Raw genomic sequence first — 18,120 nt, 5'->3', positions numbered from 1 at the left:
CCGGTCTCTCCGACGATTACTTTTCAAGAATCTTCATGGCCTGGGCGAAGAAGTCGTCGGCGCGCTTGTCGTCGTCGGCGTTGCAACGCTCGATGCCCTTCGTCTCCAGTTCGGAAACCTTGTTCTTGTCGGCATCGTTGGGCGTCGCCTTGGCCTCGGCGGCGCGCAGGTCCTTCAACGCGGTCTCGCAAGGCGTCGGAGCGGCAACGGCGGAAGCCAAGGGAACGATGATCGCGGTAGCGGCAAAGGCGAAAGCAGCGGCAAATTTGTTCATGACATTATCCCGAGGTTGATGATCCATTCGCCGCCCGAAATCGCGTTTGGCGGCGATCGTCAGCCTAGGCAGGCGAATTCACCGCAGCCTGTCCGGCCGCTTACAAATTCGTAAGATCGGCCAAAAATACCGGGCGGGCCTCGTCATCGCGCGGCGGAACAGCTAGAGAAGCCTTGGCGCCCCCGTTGGCGCCGGAGCGGTGAGGAAGAATGGCCTACACGTCCCTCAAATCGGCGCCGAAGGCGTTCGACCAGCATAAGCGCCTGATCGTGGTGCAGGCGGCCGCGGTGCTTGCCGTCATCCTCCTCCTGTTCAGCAAGCCGGTGCTGGCCGAAGGATCGAACGGGCACGAAGCCTTGGAGACGATCGGCTTTGTGATGGTTCTGACCTGCTTTTTGGGCCGGCTGTGGAGCATCCTCTTCGTCGGCGGCAGGAAGAATGACGAGCTGGTCGTGTCCGGCCCGTTCTCGATGACCCAGAACCCGCTCTATTTCTTCTCGACCGTCGGCTCGGCCGGTATCGGGCTGATGTTCGGCTCGGTGCTGGCGGCCGCGATGCTCGGCCTGGGCAGCTTCCTGGTCTTCCGCTTCACGGCGCGCAAGGAGGCCGAGTATCTCGCTGGCAAGTTCGGCGCCGTCCACACGGCCTATGCCGAACGCACGCCGCGCTTTTGGCCGAACCCGCTGCTCTACCGCGACGAGGACCAGTGGCTGTTTTCGACGGGCGCGCTGCGGAGGACGTTCCGCGACGGGCTCTATTTCCTGGCGATGTTTCCGCTTATCGAGACGGTCGAGTATTTCCGCCTCAGCGGTGACCTGCCGACGCTTTTCACGGTTTATTAGTTCCATCGCGATCCATTCCGTGACTTCCGAGCGCTGCCGCAGTGCAGAATTCTGCTCCGCTGCGTTCCTTGGCCAAGGTCACGGAATGGATCCTCGGGTCTGCGCGCCGCTTCGCGTCGCCCCGCCCGTGGATGACGAGGCAGGGGGCGGCTTCCGCCCCAATCTCCAGCATTTGCGCTGATTTCACGAAATAAACGCTGATCAGCGCGCCTTGTCGCGCGCGGCGCGGCGCGCGCTCTGCAGAAGAATGGCCAGGCAGCCGGCGAGAAGCAGCAAGCCGCCGATGAGCGGCGGCAGCGCAATCAGTTTCACCGCGGCGGTGATCAGCGCAATGAGGACCAGCGCCAGCAACGCCAGACTGCCGTCGTCGACGAACATGCCGACGAGCTCCTTGAGAACGAGGCGGATCATGGTCATCGGGCAACTCCTGCGGCGGGCGCCGGATAGGCGCTGCGCAGCCAGCGCACGATGGCGAAGGATGCGGCGGCAATGATGGCGAAGATGGCGAGCAAAGCGAGATCGGCGCCCGGCCAGTCAGCGCCGAGGCCTTCGCCGGTCCAGAACACGCCGAAGCTGGTCAGCATCAGCCCGACGACGAATTTCAGCGAATTCTCGGGCACGCGCGCCAGAGGCCGGTGCACGGCAAGGCCGATCAGCATCACCAGCACGAAGGCGGCCAGCGCGCCGAGGCTGGCATAAAGCGTCTGGCCGTGCGCGGCGCCGACGGCGATGACGATGAACACCACTTCGACGCCCTCGAGCAGCACCGCCTTGAACGACGCGACGGCCGCCAGATAGTCGGCGCGGCGGTCATTGGCCTGCCGCTGCAAGGCGGCCGTCTCCTTGGAAAAGGCTTGCTCCTCGTCATGCAGCGCGATGACGCCGACGCTGCGCAGGATCGCCTTCCTCAGCCAGCGCATGCCGAACAGGATCAAGAGCACGCCGACGACGAATTGCAGGACGGCGATGGGGACGAGCGCCAGCAGCGGCCCGAAGGCCAGCACCAACGCCGCCAGCACGGCGAGCGCCAGTGCAGCGCCTGTCAATGCGGGGCGCCAGCTGCGCGTCACGCCGACGGCGAGCACGATGGTGAAGGCTTCGACCACTTCGACGAAGGAGGCCAGGAAAGAGGCGGTCACGGTGGAAAGTATGGGTGTCAGGCCATGCATGCAGGCATCCTACAGTTCAAAATCATCAGTTGGCGAGGACGATACAACGCTCCGGCGGCAGCGAGAACGCCAGCGAGGAGCCGACCGGCGGCGCTTCCGGCCAGTCGAGGCGAACACGCTGCGGACCAAGCTCCACCGCCAGCCGCCAGCAGCGGCCCTGGAAGGCGCTCGACAGCACTTTGCCCCGCAGCCGGTTGCCGGGATGCGCCTCGGCCGGCCGGGCATCCTCCGGACGCACGACAAGCATGCCGTCGCCGGGTTTGGCGCCGGGCGTGCGCAAGCTGTCGGCTGCGGCGCCCCGCACGCTGAACAGCCCGTCGCGCACGGTGCCCGGCACCACCGAAAAGCCGCCAATGAAACCGGCGACGAAGGAATCGGCCGGCGCCTCGTAGATCGCCCGCGGCGTGTCGAACTGCGCGATGCGGCCGTCGCGCATCACCGCGATGCGATCCGAAACGGCCATGGCTTCGGCCTGGTCATGCGTCACATAGATCACGGTCGCGGCCTCGCGCCGCACCAGCTCCATCATCTCGATGCGCATGTCCTCGCGAAGTGCCGCATCGAGATTGCTGAGCGGCTCGTCGAACAGCATCAGGGCCGGCCGCGCCGCGAGGCAGCGGGCGATGGCGACGCGCTGCTGCTGTCCGCCCGACAGCTCGGAAGGGTAGCGGTCGCGATAGGGCGCGAGCCGCGCGACCTCCAGCGCATGGCCGACGCGGGCGGCGATCTCCAGTTCGGCGAGCCGCTGCGCCCGCAGCCCGAACGACAGATTGCGCGCCACCGTCATATGCGGCCACAGCGCGTAGTCCTGGAACACCATGCCGATCCTGCGCTTTTCCGCCGGCAGGACCGTCTTTTCGCTCCAGACGACACGGCCGCCGACCGCGATCGTGCCGCTGTCGGGGTCGACCAGTCCGGCGATGCTGCGCAACAGCGTGGTCTTGCCGGAACCGCTCGGGCCGAGCAGCGAGACCACCTCGCCGGCCCTGATGGCGAGATCGAGCTTATCGAGCACGGCGCGCCCGCCGAGCCATTTCGAGATGCCGGCGCAATGGAGCGAAGCGGTCATGACGGCTCTCCCGACGGGATGCGTTGCTGCCGGCCGAAGGCAATGACGCGCTTGAGCGGATACCAGATCAGCGCCGCCGCGCCGCCTGCGGCGGCCATGGCGGCGAGCGCGATGGCGCAGGCCAGCCCGTCGCGGTCATGGCTGAACAATTTCAGGATCAGCGTAGGCGCCGGTGGACCGCTTTGCGGAATGAGCATCTGCGACATCGGCAATTCGAACACGGTGCGGATGAAGGTGAGCAGGAAGGCCGTGACGACGCTGAGCAGGATCAGCGGCAAGGTCACCGAGATGAGACGCCGGACCGCGCCGACGCCGGAGATCCGCGCGGCGTCGGTGAGGCTCGGCGCCAGCTGGCCGATGGCCGAGAGGATGACCACCAGGCAATAGGGCAGCGCCGCCGCGACATAGCCCATGACCAGCAGCGAGCCGTCGCCATAATGCGGGAAAGGCCAGTCGCGAAAGCCGGGCAGCCGGTTCCAGACCAGGATATAGCCGAAGCCGAGCACGATGCCGGGAATCGCGACGGCGCCAAGCGAGAGGCCAAGCACCGCGGTGCGCATGACGGGGCTCGAACGATCGAGCTGGGCCGACAGCAGCAAGGCCAGCGTGCTGGCGATGACGGCGCTGAGGCCGGCGTAGAAAAGGCTGCGCATCAGACCGTCATTGGCCGGTGTGTTCAGGCTCAGCGCCGCGCCGATATTGGCGAGCGTGAAATTACCCGGCGCCAGACCGTTGCCGAGCGTGCTGGTGAGCGCCCGCGCCGCGATCGCGCCGAGCGGCAAGATCAGCGCCAGGAAGGCGACCAGCAGCGCGATCGCAAAAGCGAGCCAGCGCCAGGCGCCGAGCCGATAGCGCCGGGCTGGCCTGGCGCGTCCGGAAATCAGCTGCGGATCGGCGCGGCGGCGGAGCAGCCTGTCGGCCATGACGACGAGCAGAACCAGCGCCAGCAGCACGAGGGCCTGGGCGCCGGCGGCCGGGAAGTCGACCGGATAGTCGCTTGCCGCCGCATAGATGCCATAGGTCACCACGCCGAAGCTCGACATCCTGGCAATCGTCGAAGCCAGGCCGAAATCGGAGAGCACTTCGGCGAAGGTGGCGATGAAGCTCAGCACGATCGCCGGCGCCAGCAACGGGCCGTTGACGCGCAGCCAGATCCTGAGCGGCCCGGCGCCTGACAGGCGCGCCGCGTCCTCCATCTCGCTGCCCAGTCCCGCCAGCGCGCTGCCGATGATGAATGCGGCCAGCGGGAAGAGGCTCAGCGTGTGCACGAAGACCAGGCCGCCCAGCCCGAAGAAGGACGCGCCGAGCCACGGCGGCAAAAGGCCGAGCTGCGCCAGATAGCCGCCCGACGACATCAAAAGCACCCAGGCCAGCGCCTTCAGATAGGACGGCGTCAGGAACACCAGCCACGGCAGCAGCGAAATCGCGCCGCGCAGCGGGATGTCGCAACGCTGCACCAGCACGGCGAAGGCGCCGCCGAGAATGGTCGTCGTCAGGGCCGCAACCAGGCCGAGCTCCAGCGAATGCAGGATCGAGCCGGTGACGGAGGGCGAGGAAAGGATGCGCGCCAGCGGCTCGGCGCTGACGAAAGCTTGCGCGCCATCGGCCGCGAACAGTCCAGGCATGACGGCCTGGAGCAGGACCAGCGCCAGCGGCAGGCCGATCAGCAGCGCGAAGACGGCATAGACGGCCAGCGGTCCGCCAAGGCGCGCCAGCGCGGGCAGGCGTCTACGCGCCCACCCGCTCGAGCCGATGCCGCCGGCGGCGGCATCGAATTTCTGCACCATCGTCATTGCCGGGCGGTCACTGGACGAACTTTTCCTTGTACCACTGCTTCCACTCCGTCTCGTGCGTCGAGGCGGTCGCGTCGTCGAGATGGGTGTAGGCGATGTTGGTCTCGCGGCCGGGTTTCGGGTTCACGCCCTTGATGACCGGGATGTAGAAAAAGTCGGTGTCGTCGCCGTTCTGCATGGCGGCCTGGCCATCGGCGCTGGTGACGAACTCGATGAACTTCTTTGCGGCATCCATATGCTGCGTCCTGGCGCTGATGCCGAGGCCTTGCGGCAGCGAGACCGAGCCCTCGCTCGGATAGACGGCGACGACAGGCTCGCCGGCGGCGATCTTGGAGAAGATGGCGCTGTCCTGGTTGATGCCGACCGAGGCGTCGCCGGTGAGCACGGCCTTGTTGACCTTGCCGCCGCTGGAGAGTCCCGAGAGCGACTTGTTGGTCAGCGTCCTGGCGAGCAGCTCCTTGCCGGCACCGACGCCATTGGTCTGGAACAGGCCTGCCAGCCACTGATAGGCCGGGCCGGAAAGGTTCGGGTCCTTGGCGGCGACGCTGCCGGCGAAGCCCTGCAGGTCGGCCCAGGATTTCGGCATCTTGTCGGCCTTGACCTTCTTGGTGTTGACCTCGATCGCGGTCGTGCTCGTGCCGGTCGGCAGGAAGGCGTGGTTTTGCGGGATCAGCGACTTGCCGAGATCGGTCCAGGCGACCTTGTCATAGGCCTCGGCCGGCACCGGTTGCAGCACGTGGTCGGCGGCCATGCGCTCCATCACGGCCGAACCGTCGAGCCAGACGATGTCGAATTGCGGGTTATTGCCCTCGGCGGCGATCTTGCCCAGCGTCTCGCCGGTGCTGCCGGGCTCGACGATGTCGACGGTCAGCCCGGTCTTGGCCTCGAAGGCCTTGGCGACCGGTCCGGCGAAGTCGAGCGCGTCATAGAGCACCAGATCCGCGGCGCAAGCCGGCGCGGCGATGGATAGAACCGTCAAACTCAACGCAAGCCCAAGCGTTGTCTTTATAGTCATCTCGCTCTCCTGTTGTTTCGAGAAGGCAAAGTAATGCCAATTTTATATTATGTTATTTGTGCTGACACTTTTATGTCTGTGGCGATTACTTCTTGCGCGTGCCGCGTTTTATCCATGCCTTGTCGATTGCGCCGCGCAGGCCGCTCAGCCGATCCAGGCTGTCGAAGGCGGTCTCGCCGGCCTTGGCAGCCAGGGCGATGATCATTGCCTCGATGAGCACCATGGTGCCGCCATGGGTGGCGAGGTGGTCGGCTTTGCCGCGCGGGACCGGCAGCGTCGCAGCCACCTTGTCGGAGACGAGCGGCCCGAGATTGTCGCTGATCAGCACCACCGGCACGTCATGCAGGCCGGCCTGGTCGAGGACGATCTCGACCTCGCGGTAAAGCGGCGCGTAGGCCATCATCAGCACGGCGTCGCCGCTTTCCAGCCACAAGAGACGGTCGGCAAGCGCGACGCCGGAAGCCGACAGCGCGCTGCTCGGCAGGCCGATCCTGTTGAATTGCAGCGCCGCGTATTCGGCCATGGCGCCCGACGGGCCGATGCCGAAGATGTGACGGCGGCGGGCCGCCGCCAGGATGTCGATGGCGCAGGCGAAGGCCGCTTCCATTCCGGGCTGCTTCAGCGCCTCGAGCGCGGTCTCATGCAGGCCGACGACATGGCGCAGCGCCGAGGCGCTGTCGTTGCCCGTCTCCTGCAAGGTGCGAGCGAGCCGCCTGCCCGGCGAGGCCGTTCCGGTCAGATCCGCGAGCAGCACCTGGCGCAGCGCCGACAGGCTTTCGAAGCCGAGCGAGCGCGCGGTGCGCACCACGGTCGCGTCGCTGGCGCCGGCAAGGGCGGCGATCTCGGCCGCCGATCCTAGCAGCACCGCCTGCTTCTGGCCGACGAAGAAACGCGCCATGCGCTGCTCGGCCGGCGGCAGGGTTTCCAATGCCGCCTCGACGCGATCGTCGAAAGCGCTCTGCCTGTCTTCGGGGTCGTCGGGTGTCATGGTGGTCGGCCGTTCGCCAGGAGGGTCTGTAGCAAGCGCTACGGTGCCGACATTCCGAAATGTTCATTACATCCATGTGACAGCACCGACCTTGGATCGCGGGACCTATCGGCGCGCTGGGCTTCCTGATTGACGGTCTGTATCCATTCGGTGTCCGTTGTATCGCGGCACTGCCCTGGCTATCTGCTGGAGCAACAAGGAGTTTGAGCGGTCGATGGGCCGCCCTAGCAGGAATGGAGCCATGAAGAAGATCGGATTTCTGTCGTTCGGGCATTGGTCGCCCTCGCCGCAATCGGGCACGCGCTCCGGCGCCGACGCGCTCTTGCAGTCGATCGACCTCGCGGTCGCGGCCGAGGAACTGGGCGCCGACGGCGCCTACTACCGCGTTCACCATTTTGCCCGCCAGCTCGCCTCGCCGTTTCCGCTGCTTGCCGCGGCGGGCGCCAAGACCAAGCGAATCGAGCTCGGCACCGCCGTCATCGACATGCGTTACGAGAACCCGCTCTACATGGCCGAGGATGCGGGCGCGGCCGACCTCATCGCCGGCGGGCGTTTGCAGCTGGGCATCAGCCGCGGCTCGCCCGAGCAGGTGATCGATGGCTGGCGCTATTTCGGCTACGTGCCGGAAGAGGGCAAGAGCGACGCCGACATGGCGCGCCGGCACTCGGAGATCTTCCTCGACCTGCTGCGCGGCGAAGGTTTTGCGCAGCCCAATCCCCGCCCGATGTTCCCCAACCCGCCTGGGCTGCTGAGGCTGGAACCCTTCTCGGCCGGCTTGCGCGAGCGCATCTGGTGGGGCGCCGCCACCGACGCCACCGCGGTGTGGGCGGCCAAGCTCGGCATGAACCTGCAGAGCTCGACGCTGAAATTCGACGAGAGCGGCGAGCCGCTGCATGTCCAGCAGGCCAAGCAGATCAGGGCCTACCGCGCCGCCTGGAAGGAAGCTGGCCATACGCGGGAGCCGCGCGTCTCGGTCAGCCGCAGCATCTTCGCGCTCGTCAACGACATGGACCGCGCCTATTTCGGCGGCAGCGAGGGCCAGGACCACTTTGGCTATATCGAGCCGGAAAAGCGCGCCGTGTTCGGCCGCTCCTATGCCGCCGAACCGGACAGACTGGTCGAGCAGCTCAAGGAGGACGAGGCGATCGCCGAGGCCGACACGCTGCTGCTCACCGTGCCCAATCAGCTGGGTGTCGACTACAACGCCCATGTCATCGAGTCGATCCTGAAGCACGTCGCGCCGGCGCTCGGGTGGCGGTGATGTCCGCCGTTAGCTTATGCTCTGTCTTTCGGGACGACAGCCATCAGTGCTTTTCGGCTGCAGCTTTTTTCGCCTCGACGATCCTATGTAGACCTTCGAGAAGCCTTGCTTGATTGCGCGTATCACCGGTCTTGGGGTCGCCAAGAAAGGCGCTTTTTAGATCGTCGTCGCTAATTAGTGATCGAGCGCGTTCCGAAGATACACTGGGCTTTCGTTCCGCGTTGTAGCGATCCCTTTCGAACTCAATGTAGACTTCTGCAAAGCTTCGCGCTTCATCCAAGTCCTTGACTTCGTGTAGTTGGATACGGGCCTCCGTATCGAACCCAAGCCGCTGAAATAGAGGATAGTTGTATTCTCGTAAGTCCTGAACTCCTCGCAAAGTCGAGCCCGCAACAACCAAAAGTGAATACCCAGAGCTTTGGCCGTGAGCCTCGTCAAAGAGATATCGAAGATCTTGCAGGAACGCTTGAATCCTAGATGCGGAAACGCCGCTAAAAAAGAGTGCTTCGACCTCATCGAGGCATAGCATAACGCCTTTGAAGAATCCCTGCTGCCGCGCCAGCGAAAACAATTCGGTCATAACTCGAATCATAAGCGAAGCAGTAGCCAGCCGACTCGAAACACGCAAATATCGCTTCTCTGTCTGTGAGAGTGTCTCCCCAACCACCCAGCGCCGACACGTGTCTAGTAATACCTCGGAAGTAAAGCGTTGATGCATGTCTTCCGGTTGAAAACCTTTTTTTTGCGATCTAACGAGAGTCAACAAGGCATTCTTGAGGTCCGTTTGGCGCACTGGCCCTAAATCGCCGTCGCCGACCTTGCCGACAATTGCAGACAACAGATCCTGCTCGCCCAACTCCCTGACATGCTCGTCAGCAGCTCTAAATATTTCCCGCACCAAGTTAGCTGCAGAACTAGTGCCGGCAAGGAACTCGACTGCTACGACAGGGAGTTTTAGATGCTTGACCTCGTATTGGCAGTGGCGTTGAAAATGTGATTTCCCTTGGCCCGTACCGCCTATCACGGCCATTGTGCGCCGAGCGATATCTGCCCCCAGTATTGCTTTCACACCATCTGCAAATAGGTGAACTGCTTTTTCCTGGTTGTATATAACCTCGGGATAGATCGTCCGCGCAGGCGGGAAAGGATTTCTAAGCATACCATACCGAGCGAGGAACGCTCCGCCGTCTTCGCGTCGTTCTGCCACATCCTGCAGTAGCCCACCAAGAATCGATGTCACCTGGAGGGTCCTCCTATGGTGAAAACTGGTCTGTCGCCGATGTGCAACCGATCAATTACAACTGGCTTGACTACGATATCTCCGAGTTGTCCGCTGATGGTTTCATCTCGTGTGACTGGTTTGCCGCCAGCCGACGGTTCAAAGCGATATTCTGGCAGCAACCCTTCCCTGATGAAGCGCTCGACCTGCTTTTTCGCGGCCCAGGGGCTGATGCGTTGGGCTCTACACAAATGGGGTAAGAGTTCGATCACTTTCGAGAGCCCGTCAATGGACGTAGCGGCATACGCTCTGTGAAAAGCTTCTGTTGCATCCCTATCCGTCAGGCGACGGGAACCATCCCTGATTGTATCTCCATCTGTCCAAGCTTGTCCCAACAGAGAGTGAAAACGTGGAAGGCGGGTTGCTTCCTCCGAACCGATCAGTCCGAATCGCCGTTGGAGAGCCGGAAACACCTCCGCTCGACGCATTTCTCCTAAGCTCTGCAAAAGCCCCAGGAAAGCCGCATATGGTTCGAAGCGCTGGAAAATCAGGCTCACGGCGTCCAAGTCTTCCTCTTTCAGCGCTCTATCCACGAGGTCAGCATCTGCCGTGGCGCTGAAACTCGCGGCGTGCTCCTCCAAAAGGTCAGTACGTCGAAGGAGATCGAATGCACGGCGGACAGTGTCCGCCGTGGTTCCCAGACTTGCATCTGCGGCCTGCGCCGGAGTCGCCCTCTGCAGACGCTTCACCAAGCCTAAGAGTTTAAGCGCTTGGGGCAGTGAGGCCCTTGGCAGAACCGCCACGGGCCTCACCGAATCTATTGATGCATTCCGAGGCATTCGAGCTGGGGATTCCGCTGGTAGGGCCGTCTCCCCCCGATCGCCGGGTCCACGGTCCGTAGGTTCCGAACTGTTGCTTTTTCGACCGTTTCTGTCTGCGTCCGCCGTAGAATCCAACGGTTCCTGCTCACGGGTTCCTCGACGCTTCGATTTCGTCGCCTCATCGTCAAACGTGCATAACAAAGTTTCGCTGGACCAATGAGCGGGCGATTTGCTCGGCCAGAAGCAATTCAAATTTGCGACTTCGGCTTTTCCCTTCATCAGGCGGATTGATCCGAACGTATGAACCAGTTCCCAAATGGTAGCGCACAGAGGCGCGCCTATAAACGCTCGGGCGAGGGCGTCATATCTCACACATTCGACAGCGGTCGCTCCCATACTGATCGACGGCACAAAAAGCGTATCGATTCCTTCGGCTTCAAGCACACGAGCCATGTTAACGTCGGAAGTGATTACCCTTCGAGTGCTTCGGGTCCTCATCGTGCGCAGGACGCTGTGGATGCCTTCAATAATGAGTCGATCCTCTAAGACATCGCTGTGGTCAGGGTCGGCACCGCTGGTTGACGCAGTCTTTTGATATCGGAGCAACGAATGGTCGAGCTCGACGACTTGACTCCGTCCGCGGTTGCGAATGAGGAGGCCCAACGCTCCGTTGACTAATCCACGTGAACGAACCGCCTTTGATAGGTTCGAGAGGTTATGTTTTCCTACCAGCGCCTTTACCATTGCGTCGCGCTGTTGCACCGTCGTTAATGATGCCGCTAGGGGCAATATCCAAATTGGAGGGCGATGCAATATCTTCAGCAGCCAATGCAACGCACCGTTGTGCAGAGCGTTAGTATCCGGCACTACGACAATGCCGTCCTCTGTGCCGAGCGCAACAAGTTCAGCAAAAAGCTCTTCAGTAATGTCCGGTGACAGTATTCCGGCACGAGCTAGCGAAAGAGATAGAGCGTCTTCCAGCGCGCGGGTGTTTCGCTTGGATGAATCGTCAGCATTCTTGCCGCTTTTATCGTTCTTAATTTCTTCTTTTGGTAGCCCGCTAATGTCTTTGCGAATTGTATAGAACTGTTCCGTATCTTCTTCGCCTGCCGGTACCGCCGTGGAACGAACATCGATCTCTGCTAACCTAATCCACTGGTTGTCGTCGAGGTGCGTTGTATCATTGTATTCAACGAGGTACTTGCCGGCCGCCAGGCCGTGTAGCTTGCCCTCTTTTCGGCAGCGGTTCAGAGTGAAATGTTCTGCCATCACTCCACCCGAATCCAACGCAACTCTTCCTGGTACCGACGTATGTAGTCGCACAGCGCTCTGCAGACCATCAGGGCGGCTTGGCTTTGTCCTATCTCCATTTGCGCTTGCCACTTTCCCCCAACGCCGGCCTGCTCGGCAGGTATTGTGCTTGAAACTTCCTCTTTAGCCGGCAGCGGCTTCATGCCGCTCACGATATTTTCGAACTCTTTGGTCGCATACCAAGTTCCTAGCTCAAAATTAGCATCCATGGCGGCAAGTACTGCCGCTGGAAGGTCGTCAGCGCCGCCAGTCCAAAATTCCTCTCCTGTTGGTTGTAAGTCGGTCTCGGGCGAGAAGTCGCCGCCCCGGATGATCACGCGCATTTCGTTCCCCCACCTCCTAAAATGATGGATGATTGTTGAAAATTTGCCAAGGTCTGTTTGCATGCAATGGATCAGGCGTCGGAAGGATAGCTCTCGACGCCAGTTGATGGCTCAGCCGCATTTGTGACACCCCACTCGCAGGTCCAACCCGCAAGCGAGCCGATGCAATGTTGACACTTGGCAAATTCAGGTTCTACTTTGTCGCGTAATCGGTTACGTAACCGATTACGGCTCAATCAAGTGGAGGAGACTAATGAGCAAGATTTCGAACACGCACGGGTTTGGTCCGTTCTCGCGCCGCCAGTTCCTGAAGACCAGCGCCTTGGCCGCCGGCGCGCTCGCTTTGCCGCTCGGCCCGGTTCTCGCCGCCGACAAGCCGAAGGTCGGCCTGGTCATGAAATCGCTGGCCAACGAGTTCTTCAAGCAGATGCAGGCCGGCGCGGAGGACTATGCGGCCAAGAACAAGGACAAGTTCGACTTCGCCGCCGTCGGCATGAAGGACGAGCGCGACTTCGCCGCCCAGGTCGACGCGATCGAGAACTTCATCACCCAGAACTACAACATCATCGTCGTGGCGCCGGCCGATTCGAAGGCCATGGTGACGCCGATCGCCAAGGCGCTGAAGGCCGGCATCAAGGTCATCAACATCGACGTCTCGCTCGACGAGGAGGCCAAGAAGAAGGCCGGCATCGACCTCGCCTTCTTCGGCCCGGACAACCGCGCTGGCGCCAAGCTCGCCGGCGACGCGCTCGGCAAGGCGCTGGGCAAGGGCGGCAAGGTCGTGATCCTCGAAGGCAATCCGGAGGCCGACAACGCCAAGGAACGCAAGCTGGGCTTCGACGACGCGGTGAAGGAAAACGGCCTCGATCTGCTCGATTCCAAGACGGCGCATTGGGAGACCGAGGAAGCCAACACGCTGATGACCAACTTCCTCACCCAGCATCCCGACATCCAGGGCGTGATGGCGGCCAACGATTCCATGGCGCTCGGCGTCGTCAAGGCGATCGACGCGGCCGGCAAGTCGGGCCAGATCAAGGTCGTCGGCTTCGACAACATCCCGGCCGTCGGTCCGCTGCTGAAGGCCGGCAAGATGCTCGCAACCGTCGAGCAGTATGGCGCGCAGATGGCGGCCATGGGCATCGACTACGGCCTGCGCGAGATGGCCGGCGAGAAATTCTCCGGCTGGGTCAAGACCGACATCAAGCTGATCACCGCCTGAGGCGAGCCGGGGCGCCGGGACTCCCTCCGGCATCCTGCTTGTCTCACCATCGCCGTCGGCACAGTGCCGGCGGCGGTGACGATGCGCCGCGCCGCGCCGCTATCGCGGTGGACGAGCGCGGTTTAGGATTCTATCGCCCATGGACGCGATTCTCTCCCTTGAAGGGGTCGGAAAGATCTTTCCCGGCGCCGTCGCGCTGAGCGACGTGTCGCTGTCGATCGCGCGTGGCGAGACCCACATCATCCTGGGCGAGAACGGCGCCGGCAAGTCGACGCTGATCAAGCTGCTCGCCGGCATCTACCAGCCGGACTCGGGCGCGATCGCCTTCAACGGCCAGCCCTACCAGCCGAAGACGCCGCATGACGCGCAGCAGAGCGGCATCCGCATCGTGCATCAGGAACTCAACCTGCTGCCCTATCTCAGCATCGCCGAGAACCTGATGCTGGAAAGCCTGCCGCGGCGCGCCTTCGGCGTCGTCGACCGCAAGGCGCTCAACAGCCGCGCCGTGGCGCTGCTCGAGGAAGTCGGCCTCGACATCGATCCGCGCACCCGCGTCGAGGCGCTGGGCGTGGCGCAGATGCAGCTGGTCGAGATCGCCAAGGCGCTGAGCTACGACTCGAAGCTTCTGGTGCTGGACGAGCCGACGGCGACGCTGACGCCGCCCGAGATCGAGCGGCTGTTTTCCATCATCAAGCGGCTCAAGGCCCGGGGTGTCACCATCATCTACATCTCGCACCGGCTGCACGAGGTGTTCGAGATCGGCAACCGGGTGACGGTGCTCCGCAACGGCAGGCTGGTCGCGACACGTGACCTCGAAGGCCTCGCCGTGCCCGACCTCGTGCGCATGATGATCGGCCGCGACATCGCCGACGAATATGGCTTCGATGCGAGGGTCGTGCCGGGCAAGGTCGCGCTCAGCGTCGCCAATCTGAAGCGCGACGCTTCCACCCCGGACATCTCCTTTGCCGTGCGCCATGGCGAGATCCTCGGCGTCGCCGGCCTGGTCGGCAGCGGCCGCACCGAGGCCATGCGCGCTTTGTTCGGCGCCGATCCGAAGCTCGACGGCGTGGTCGAGATCGACGGCAAGCCGGTGGCGATCGCCGCGCCCAAGGACGCGGTGCGGCACGGCTTGAGCCTGCTCACCGAGGACCGCAAGGGCCAGGGCCTGCTGCTCGACATGGCCGTCGACAAGAACATCACCATCACCGATCTGAGCAAGGTCTCGCGCAACGGGCTGCTCAACCGCCGTGCCGAGGCCGCGGCCGCCAACGATCTCGTCGGCCAGCTGCGCGTCAAGGCGAGCTCGATCGAGCAGGCGGTGCGCAATCTCTCCGGCGGCAACCAGCAGAAGGTTGTCCTGGCCAAATGGCTGTTCCGCGGCACCTCGACGCTGATCCTCGACGAGCCGACGCGCGGCGTCGATATCGGCGCGCGGCGCGAGATCTACCAGCTCTTGTGGATGCTGGCGGCGCAGCAGAAAGGCATCATCATGGTGTCGTCGGACCTGCCGGAGCTGATGGGCATGTGCCACCGCATCATCGTCTTTTCCAAGAACCGGATCGTCGGCGAGGTGCCGCGATCCGACTTCGACCAGGAGCGCATCCTGTCGCTCGCCTATCAGGAGTATGTGCGACCATGAGCGAGACGACCGTTTCCGCGCCCGTTTCTCCCGGAAGGGCAAAATTCCTGCGCTTCCTGGTGCGCGACGCCGGCGTGCTGCTCGCGCTGGTGCTGATCACCCTGTTCTTCTCGGTCACCGCTCCCTATTTCGCCACATCCGGCAACGCGCTGAAGATCTTCGTGCAGATCGCCATCAACACGGTGCTGGCGGCCGGCATGACCTTCGTCATCCTGACCGGCGGCATCGATCTTTCGGTCGGCTCGGTGCTGGCGCTCTGCACCGTCGTCGGCGCCACCGTGATGATCGACGAGAACCTGTCGCCGGCCGTCGCGATCACGCTGGCGCTTCTGGCCTGCATGGCGACGGGCGCCGTCTGCGGCTTCCTCAATGGCTGGATCTCGACGCGCTGGAAGATCCCGTCCTTCATCGTCACGCTCGGCATGCTCAACATGGCGGCGGGCGCGGCGCGCGTCGTCAGCGACAATTCGACCATCACCGGCCTGCCGCAGAGTTTCGTCGATTTCGGCAATTTGATCATCGGCGGCTTCCTGCCGTCGATCTTCCTGGTGGCGGTGCTGGTGATCGCGGCCGGCTGGTTCGTGCTGCGCTTCACCGTCTTCGGCCGCATGATCTTCGCCGTCGGCACCAATGACGAGGCGGTGCGGCTGTCAGGCCACAATCCGGACTTCTACAAGGTCGCCGCCTTCACCATCAGCGGGCTCACCGCCGGCATCGCGGCCATGGTCTATCTGTTGCGCCTCAACATCGGCAGTCCGATCGCCGGCGTCGGCTACGAGCTCAACGCGATCGCCGCCGTCATCATCGGCGGCACCAGCCTCATCGGCGGCAAGGGCTCGATCATCGGCACGCTGGTCGGCGCCTGCATCCTGCAGGTGCTTTCCACCGGATTGCAGCTGCTCGGCGTCGGCGACAATTTCAAACCCATCGTAATCGGCCTTGTCATCGTGCTCGCGGTCATCCTAGACGCGTACCGGGAGAGGCTGTTGCGGAAGATTCGCTAGAGCAATTCCAGGAAAAGTATCACACGGTTTTCCGTCCGGAATTGCGTAAAAACAAAGAGATAGAGCGGTTCGCCGTTTCCGTGAAACGGTGAAATGCTCTAGAATTTGAGATCGGCGCCGGCCCGCAGCAGCAGCCAGTAGAACAGCCCGGTCGCGCCTCCCGCCAAGAGCATCGCCAGCAGGAAGCCGCCATGCGTGTGCGTCAGCGGCAGTCCCTCGGTGTTCATGCCGAAAATGCCGACGATCAGCGTTCCCGGCAAAAGCAGCGCGCTCATCACCGCCAGCGCCTTCAGGCTGCGGTTGGATTCGTCCGCGAGTTCCGCCGCCACCTCTTCCTGCAGCAGCCTTGCCCGGTCATTGACCATGACAACTTCGCGGTCGAGCCTTTTGAGGCGGGCCGACAGTTGCGAAAGGATGTCATGCGCGCCTGCCGACAGCTCCCACCCGGCCCGGTTCTCCTCCAGGAACAGCGCGGCCTGCGCCGAGATCGGCCGGTGCAGCGAGACTCCCAGGCGGCGCACTTGCTTGATCCGCCTTCGTTCGTCGGCGAGGCGTTCAGTGACGAGGTGGTCCTCGACCTCATCCAGTTGCTTCGTCGCCAGCGCCAGCCGTGCGCTCGCGCTTTTGCAGAATGCCTGCACGATCGCACCGAACAGCTCGAACCCTGTCGACGGCCCAAAACCTTCCGAAAGCGCCTTGTTCACCGCTTCCACGGCTGCCAGCGGGTGGCGCCGGCCTGTCACCAGCAACCGGTCCGTCACGGCGAAATGCAGCCTGCCGATAGTGGTTGACCTGCGCCCGATCTCGCCATGCAGATCGGCGGCGATACCGTGCACGACGCCCCTCTCATGCGCCAGCGCCATGCTGTCCTCATGGCCTTCGAGGATGGCATGCGCCGATTGCGGCAGCGCGCAGGTGTGGCTGATCCAGGAATGCGCCCGCTGGTCGATCAGGTCGACATGCAGCCACACCCAACCGTCCGGCTCGCCAAGCGCTGCCTCGATATCCTTCGGAGCGATCGGCTCGGTCGGCATGCCGACGCCGCCGCGATAAGCCCAGATCAGTCCCGGCGCATGATGGCGGCTGTCGTCCCAGGCAAGCAATGCCGGATGTGATGCGTCATTCATCGCCGCCGCCCCTGCTCATGCCGAAAAAGCAGACGGCGCCAGAACAGGCGCCGTCATCGTTGTTACCGGTGCATCGACCGCCGCTCAGAACACCTGGCGGAAGATGATGAACAGCACGAAAGCCAAGGCGATCGAGCAAGGCAGCGTCAGCACCCAGGCCAGCAGCAGGTTGCGCACGGTCGACCACTGCAGGCCGGAGCCGTTGGCCGCCATCGTGCCGGCGACGCCCGAAGACAGCACATGGGTGGTTGACACCGGCAAGCCGAAACGATCGGCCATGCCGATGGTGACCATCGCCACCAGCTCTGCCGCGGCGCCCTGGCCGTAGGTGAGGTGGCTCTTGCCGATCTTCTCGCCGACGGTGACGACGATGCGCTTCCAGCCGACCATGGTGCCGAGCCCCAGCGCCAGCGCCACGGCAACCTTCACCCAGAGCGGGATGAACTTTGTCGCGTTGTCGACCGCCTTGTGGTAGTCGGTCACGGCCTTGAGGTCGTCGGGCTGCATCGGCAGCAGCTGCTTCTTGTCGATCAGCTTCAGCGCCTCGCCGATCAGGTAGATGTCGTTGCGCGCGTTGCTGACCAGGTCGGTCGGCACCTTCTCGACCGTGGGGTAAGGCCCCAGTTCGGCGGTGGTGTTGTGGATGTAGGTCTGCAGCGCGATCGTCGTCTGATCGTTCCACGTCTTGGTGCGCACGGCTTCCTGCACGGCCGCCTTTGCGGCATTGGCGTCCGCGACGGTGACGCCGGGCTTGGCGTATTTGGCCAAAGCCGTCTCCACCCCGACCGAAGCCGTCTTGTAGGCGTCGAGATAGTTGATGTCGGGCGTGCGGTTGAGCGCGTAAGCCGTCGGCACGACGCCGATCAGGATCAGCATGATCAGGCCCATGCCCTTCTGGCCGTCATTGGAGCCGTGCGCGAAGCTGACGCCGGTGCAGGTGAAGATCAGCAGCGCGCGGATCCACCATGGCGGCGGCGTGTTGCCCTTCGGCGCCTCGTAGAGAGCCTTGTTGCGAACCAGGAGCTTCATCGCATAAAGCAGGATGA

Annotated in this window: 17 protein-coding genes; 5 read left to right on the top strand and 12 right to left on the bottom strand. The window is 63.3% G+C overall.

Features of this window, described 5'->3' with window-relative positions:
• Nucleotides 1–16: 16 nt before the first annotated feature.
• Nucleotides 17–274 (bottom strand): hypothetical protein, encoded by a 258-nt coding sequence (locus FJ471_RS16395; protein WP_140804761.1) that lies wholly within the window; start codon nt 272–274, stop codon nt 17–19.
• Between the two features lie 209 nt (nt 275–483).
• Here FJ471_RS16395 and FJ471_RS16390 point away from each other — a divergent pair, with 209 nt between their 5' ends.
• Entirely contained in the window at nt 484–1,116 is a 633-nt protein-coding gene (locus FJ471_RS16390) for an isoprenylcysteine carboxylmethyltransferase family protein (RefSeq protein ID WP_140804759.1), read from the top strand.
• A 201-nt stretch (nt 1,117–1,317) separates the two neighbouring features.
• Here the strand turns inward: FJ471_RS16390 and FJ471_RS16385 are convergent, their stop codons facing one another.
• The 6 genes from FJ471_RS16385 to FJ471_RS16360 form a co-directional block, all read right to left on the bottom strand.
• Complete coding sequence (locus FJ471_RS16385; protein WP_140804757.1) at nt 1,318–1,533, bottom strand: hypothetical protein; 216 nt, start codon at nt 1,531–1,533, stop codon at nt 1,318–1,320.
• Nucleotides 1,530–2,285, bottom strand: a complete 756-nt coding sequence (locus tag FJ471_RS16380) for a COG4280 domain-containing protein (protein ID WP_140804755.1) — start codon at nt 2,283–2,285, stop codon at nt 1,530–1,532. Before FJ471_RS16380 ends, FJ471_RS16385 begins: the two co-directional genes overlap by 4 nt.
• Before the next feature lie 25 nt (nt 2,286–2,310).
• Nucleotides 2,311–3,354 (bottom strand): ABC transporter ATP-binding protein, encoded by a 1,044-nt coding sequence (locus tag FJ471_RS16375; protein WP_181179458.1) that lies wholly within the window; start codon nt 3,352–3,354, stop codon nt 2,311–2,313.
• Nucleotides 3,351–5,141: an iron ABC transporter permease gene (locus tag FJ471_RS16370; protein WP_140804753.1), complete on the bottom strand. Its 1,791-nt coding sequence runs from the start codon at nt 5,139–5,141 to the stop codon at nt 3,351–3,353. The genes FJ471_RS16375 and FJ471_RS16370 overlap by 4 nt, the downstream gene beginning before the upstream one ends.
• Nucleotides 5,142–5,157: 16 nt before the next feature.
• A complete protein-coding gene (locus tag FJ471_RS16365) occupies nt 5,158–6,162 on the bottom strand; it encodes an extracellular solute-binding protein (protein ID WP_140804751.1) in 1,005 nt (334 codons plus the stop codon).
• 85 nt (nt 6,163–6,247) lie between these two features.
• The gene (locus tag FJ471_RS16360) at nt 6,248–7,150 is read right to left on the bottom strand and encodes a MurR/RpiR family transcriptional regulator (protein ID WP_140804749.1); all 903 of its coding nucleotides are present in this window, start codon (nt 7,148–7,150) and stop codon (nt 6,248–6,250) included.
• Nucleotides 7,151–7,391: 241 nt separating this feature from the next.
• On the opposite strand from FJ471_RS16360, the gene FJ471_RS16355 reads away from it, so the two are divergent.
• Nucleotides 7,392–8,411 (top strand): LLM class flavin-dependent oxidoreductase, encoded by a 1,020-nt coding sequence (locus FJ471_RS16355; protein ID WP_140804747.1) that lies wholly within the window; start codon nt 7,392–7,394, stop codon nt 8,409–8,411.
• 43 nt (nt 8,412–8,454) lie between these two features.
• On the opposite strand, the gene FJ471_RS16350 is transcribed toward FJ471_RS16355, so the two are convergent.
• The 3 genes from FJ471_RS16350 to FJ471_RS16340 are packed head-to-tail and all read right to left on the bottom strand — an operon-like array spanning nt 8,455 to nt 12,085.
• Nucleotides 8,455–9,651 carry a BREX system ATP-binding domain-containing protein gene (locus FJ471_RS16350; protein ID WP_140804745.1) on the bottom strand — a complete coding sequence of 399 codons (1,197 nt, stop codon included), beginning with the start codon at nt 9,649–9,651 and terminating at the stop codon, nt 8,455–8,457.
• A complete protein-coding gene (locus FJ471_RS16345) occupies nt 9,648–11,720 on the bottom strand; it encodes a hypothetical protein (RefSeq protein WP_140804743.1) in 2,073 nt (690 codons plus the stop codon). Before FJ471_RS16345 ends, FJ471_RS16350 begins: the two co-directional genes overlap by 4 nt.
• Complete coding sequence (locus FJ471_RS16340; protein ID WP_140804741.1) at nt 11,720–12,085, bottom strand: hypothetical protein; 366 nt, start codon at nt 12,083–12,085, stop codon at nt 11,720–11,722. The genes FJ471_RS16345 and FJ471_RS16340 overlap by 1 nt, the downstream gene beginning before the upstream one ends.
• Nucleotides 12,086–12,338: 253 nt before the next feature.
• Here FJ471_RS16340 and FJ471_RS16335 point away from each other — a divergent pair, with 253 nt between their 5' ends.
• The 3 genes from FJ471_RS16335 (at nt 12,339) to FJ471_RS16325 (ending at nt 15,947) form a co-directional block, all read left to right on the top strand.
• On the top strand, nt 12,339–13,304 hold the full coding sequence (locus FJ471_RS16335; protein WP_140804739.1) for a sugar ABC transporter substrate-binding protein: 966 nt from the start codon (nt 12,339–12,341) through the stop codon (nt 13,302–13,304).
• A gap of 139 nt (nt 13,305–13,443) precedes the next feature.
• Complete coding sequence (locus FJ471_RS16330) at nt 13,444–14,943, top strand: sugar ABC transporter ATP-binding protein (protein ID WP_140804737.1); 1,500 nt, start codon at nt 13,444–13,446, stop codon at nt 14,941–14,943.
• Nucleotides 14,940–15,947, top strand: coding sequence for an ABC transporter permease (locus FJ471_RS16325; RefSeq protein WP_140804735.1), 1,008 nt, complete (start codon nt 14,940–14,942; stop codon nt 15,945–15,947). Before FJ471_RS16330 ends, FJ471_RS16325 begins: the two co-directional genes overlap by 4 nt.
• A gap of 98 nt (nt 15,948–16,045) precedes the next feature.
• Here FJ471_RS16325 and FJ471_RS16320 read toward each other — a convergent pair whose 3' ends face one another.
• On the bottom strand, nt 16,046–17,074 hold the full coding sequence (locus FJ471_RS16320) for a transporter (protein WP_140804733.1): 1,029 nt from the start codon (nt 17,072–17,074) through the stop codon (nt 16,046–16,048).
• Nucleotides 17,075–17,158: 84 nt separating this feature from the next.
• Nucleotides 17,159–18,120: inorganic phosphate transporter (locus tag FJ471_RS16315; protein WP_140804730.1), on the bottom strand; the 962-nt coding region annotated here is incomplete at its 5' end.

Source organism: Mesorhizobium sp. B2-7-1 (assembly GCF_006440735.1).
GTDB lineage: Bacteria > Pseudomonadota > Alphaproteobacteria > Rhizobiales > Rhizobiaceae > Mesorhizobium.
The sequence above is the reverse complement of the archived record's forward strand: the minus strand, read 5'-3'. Positions and strand labels throughout refer to the sequence as shown.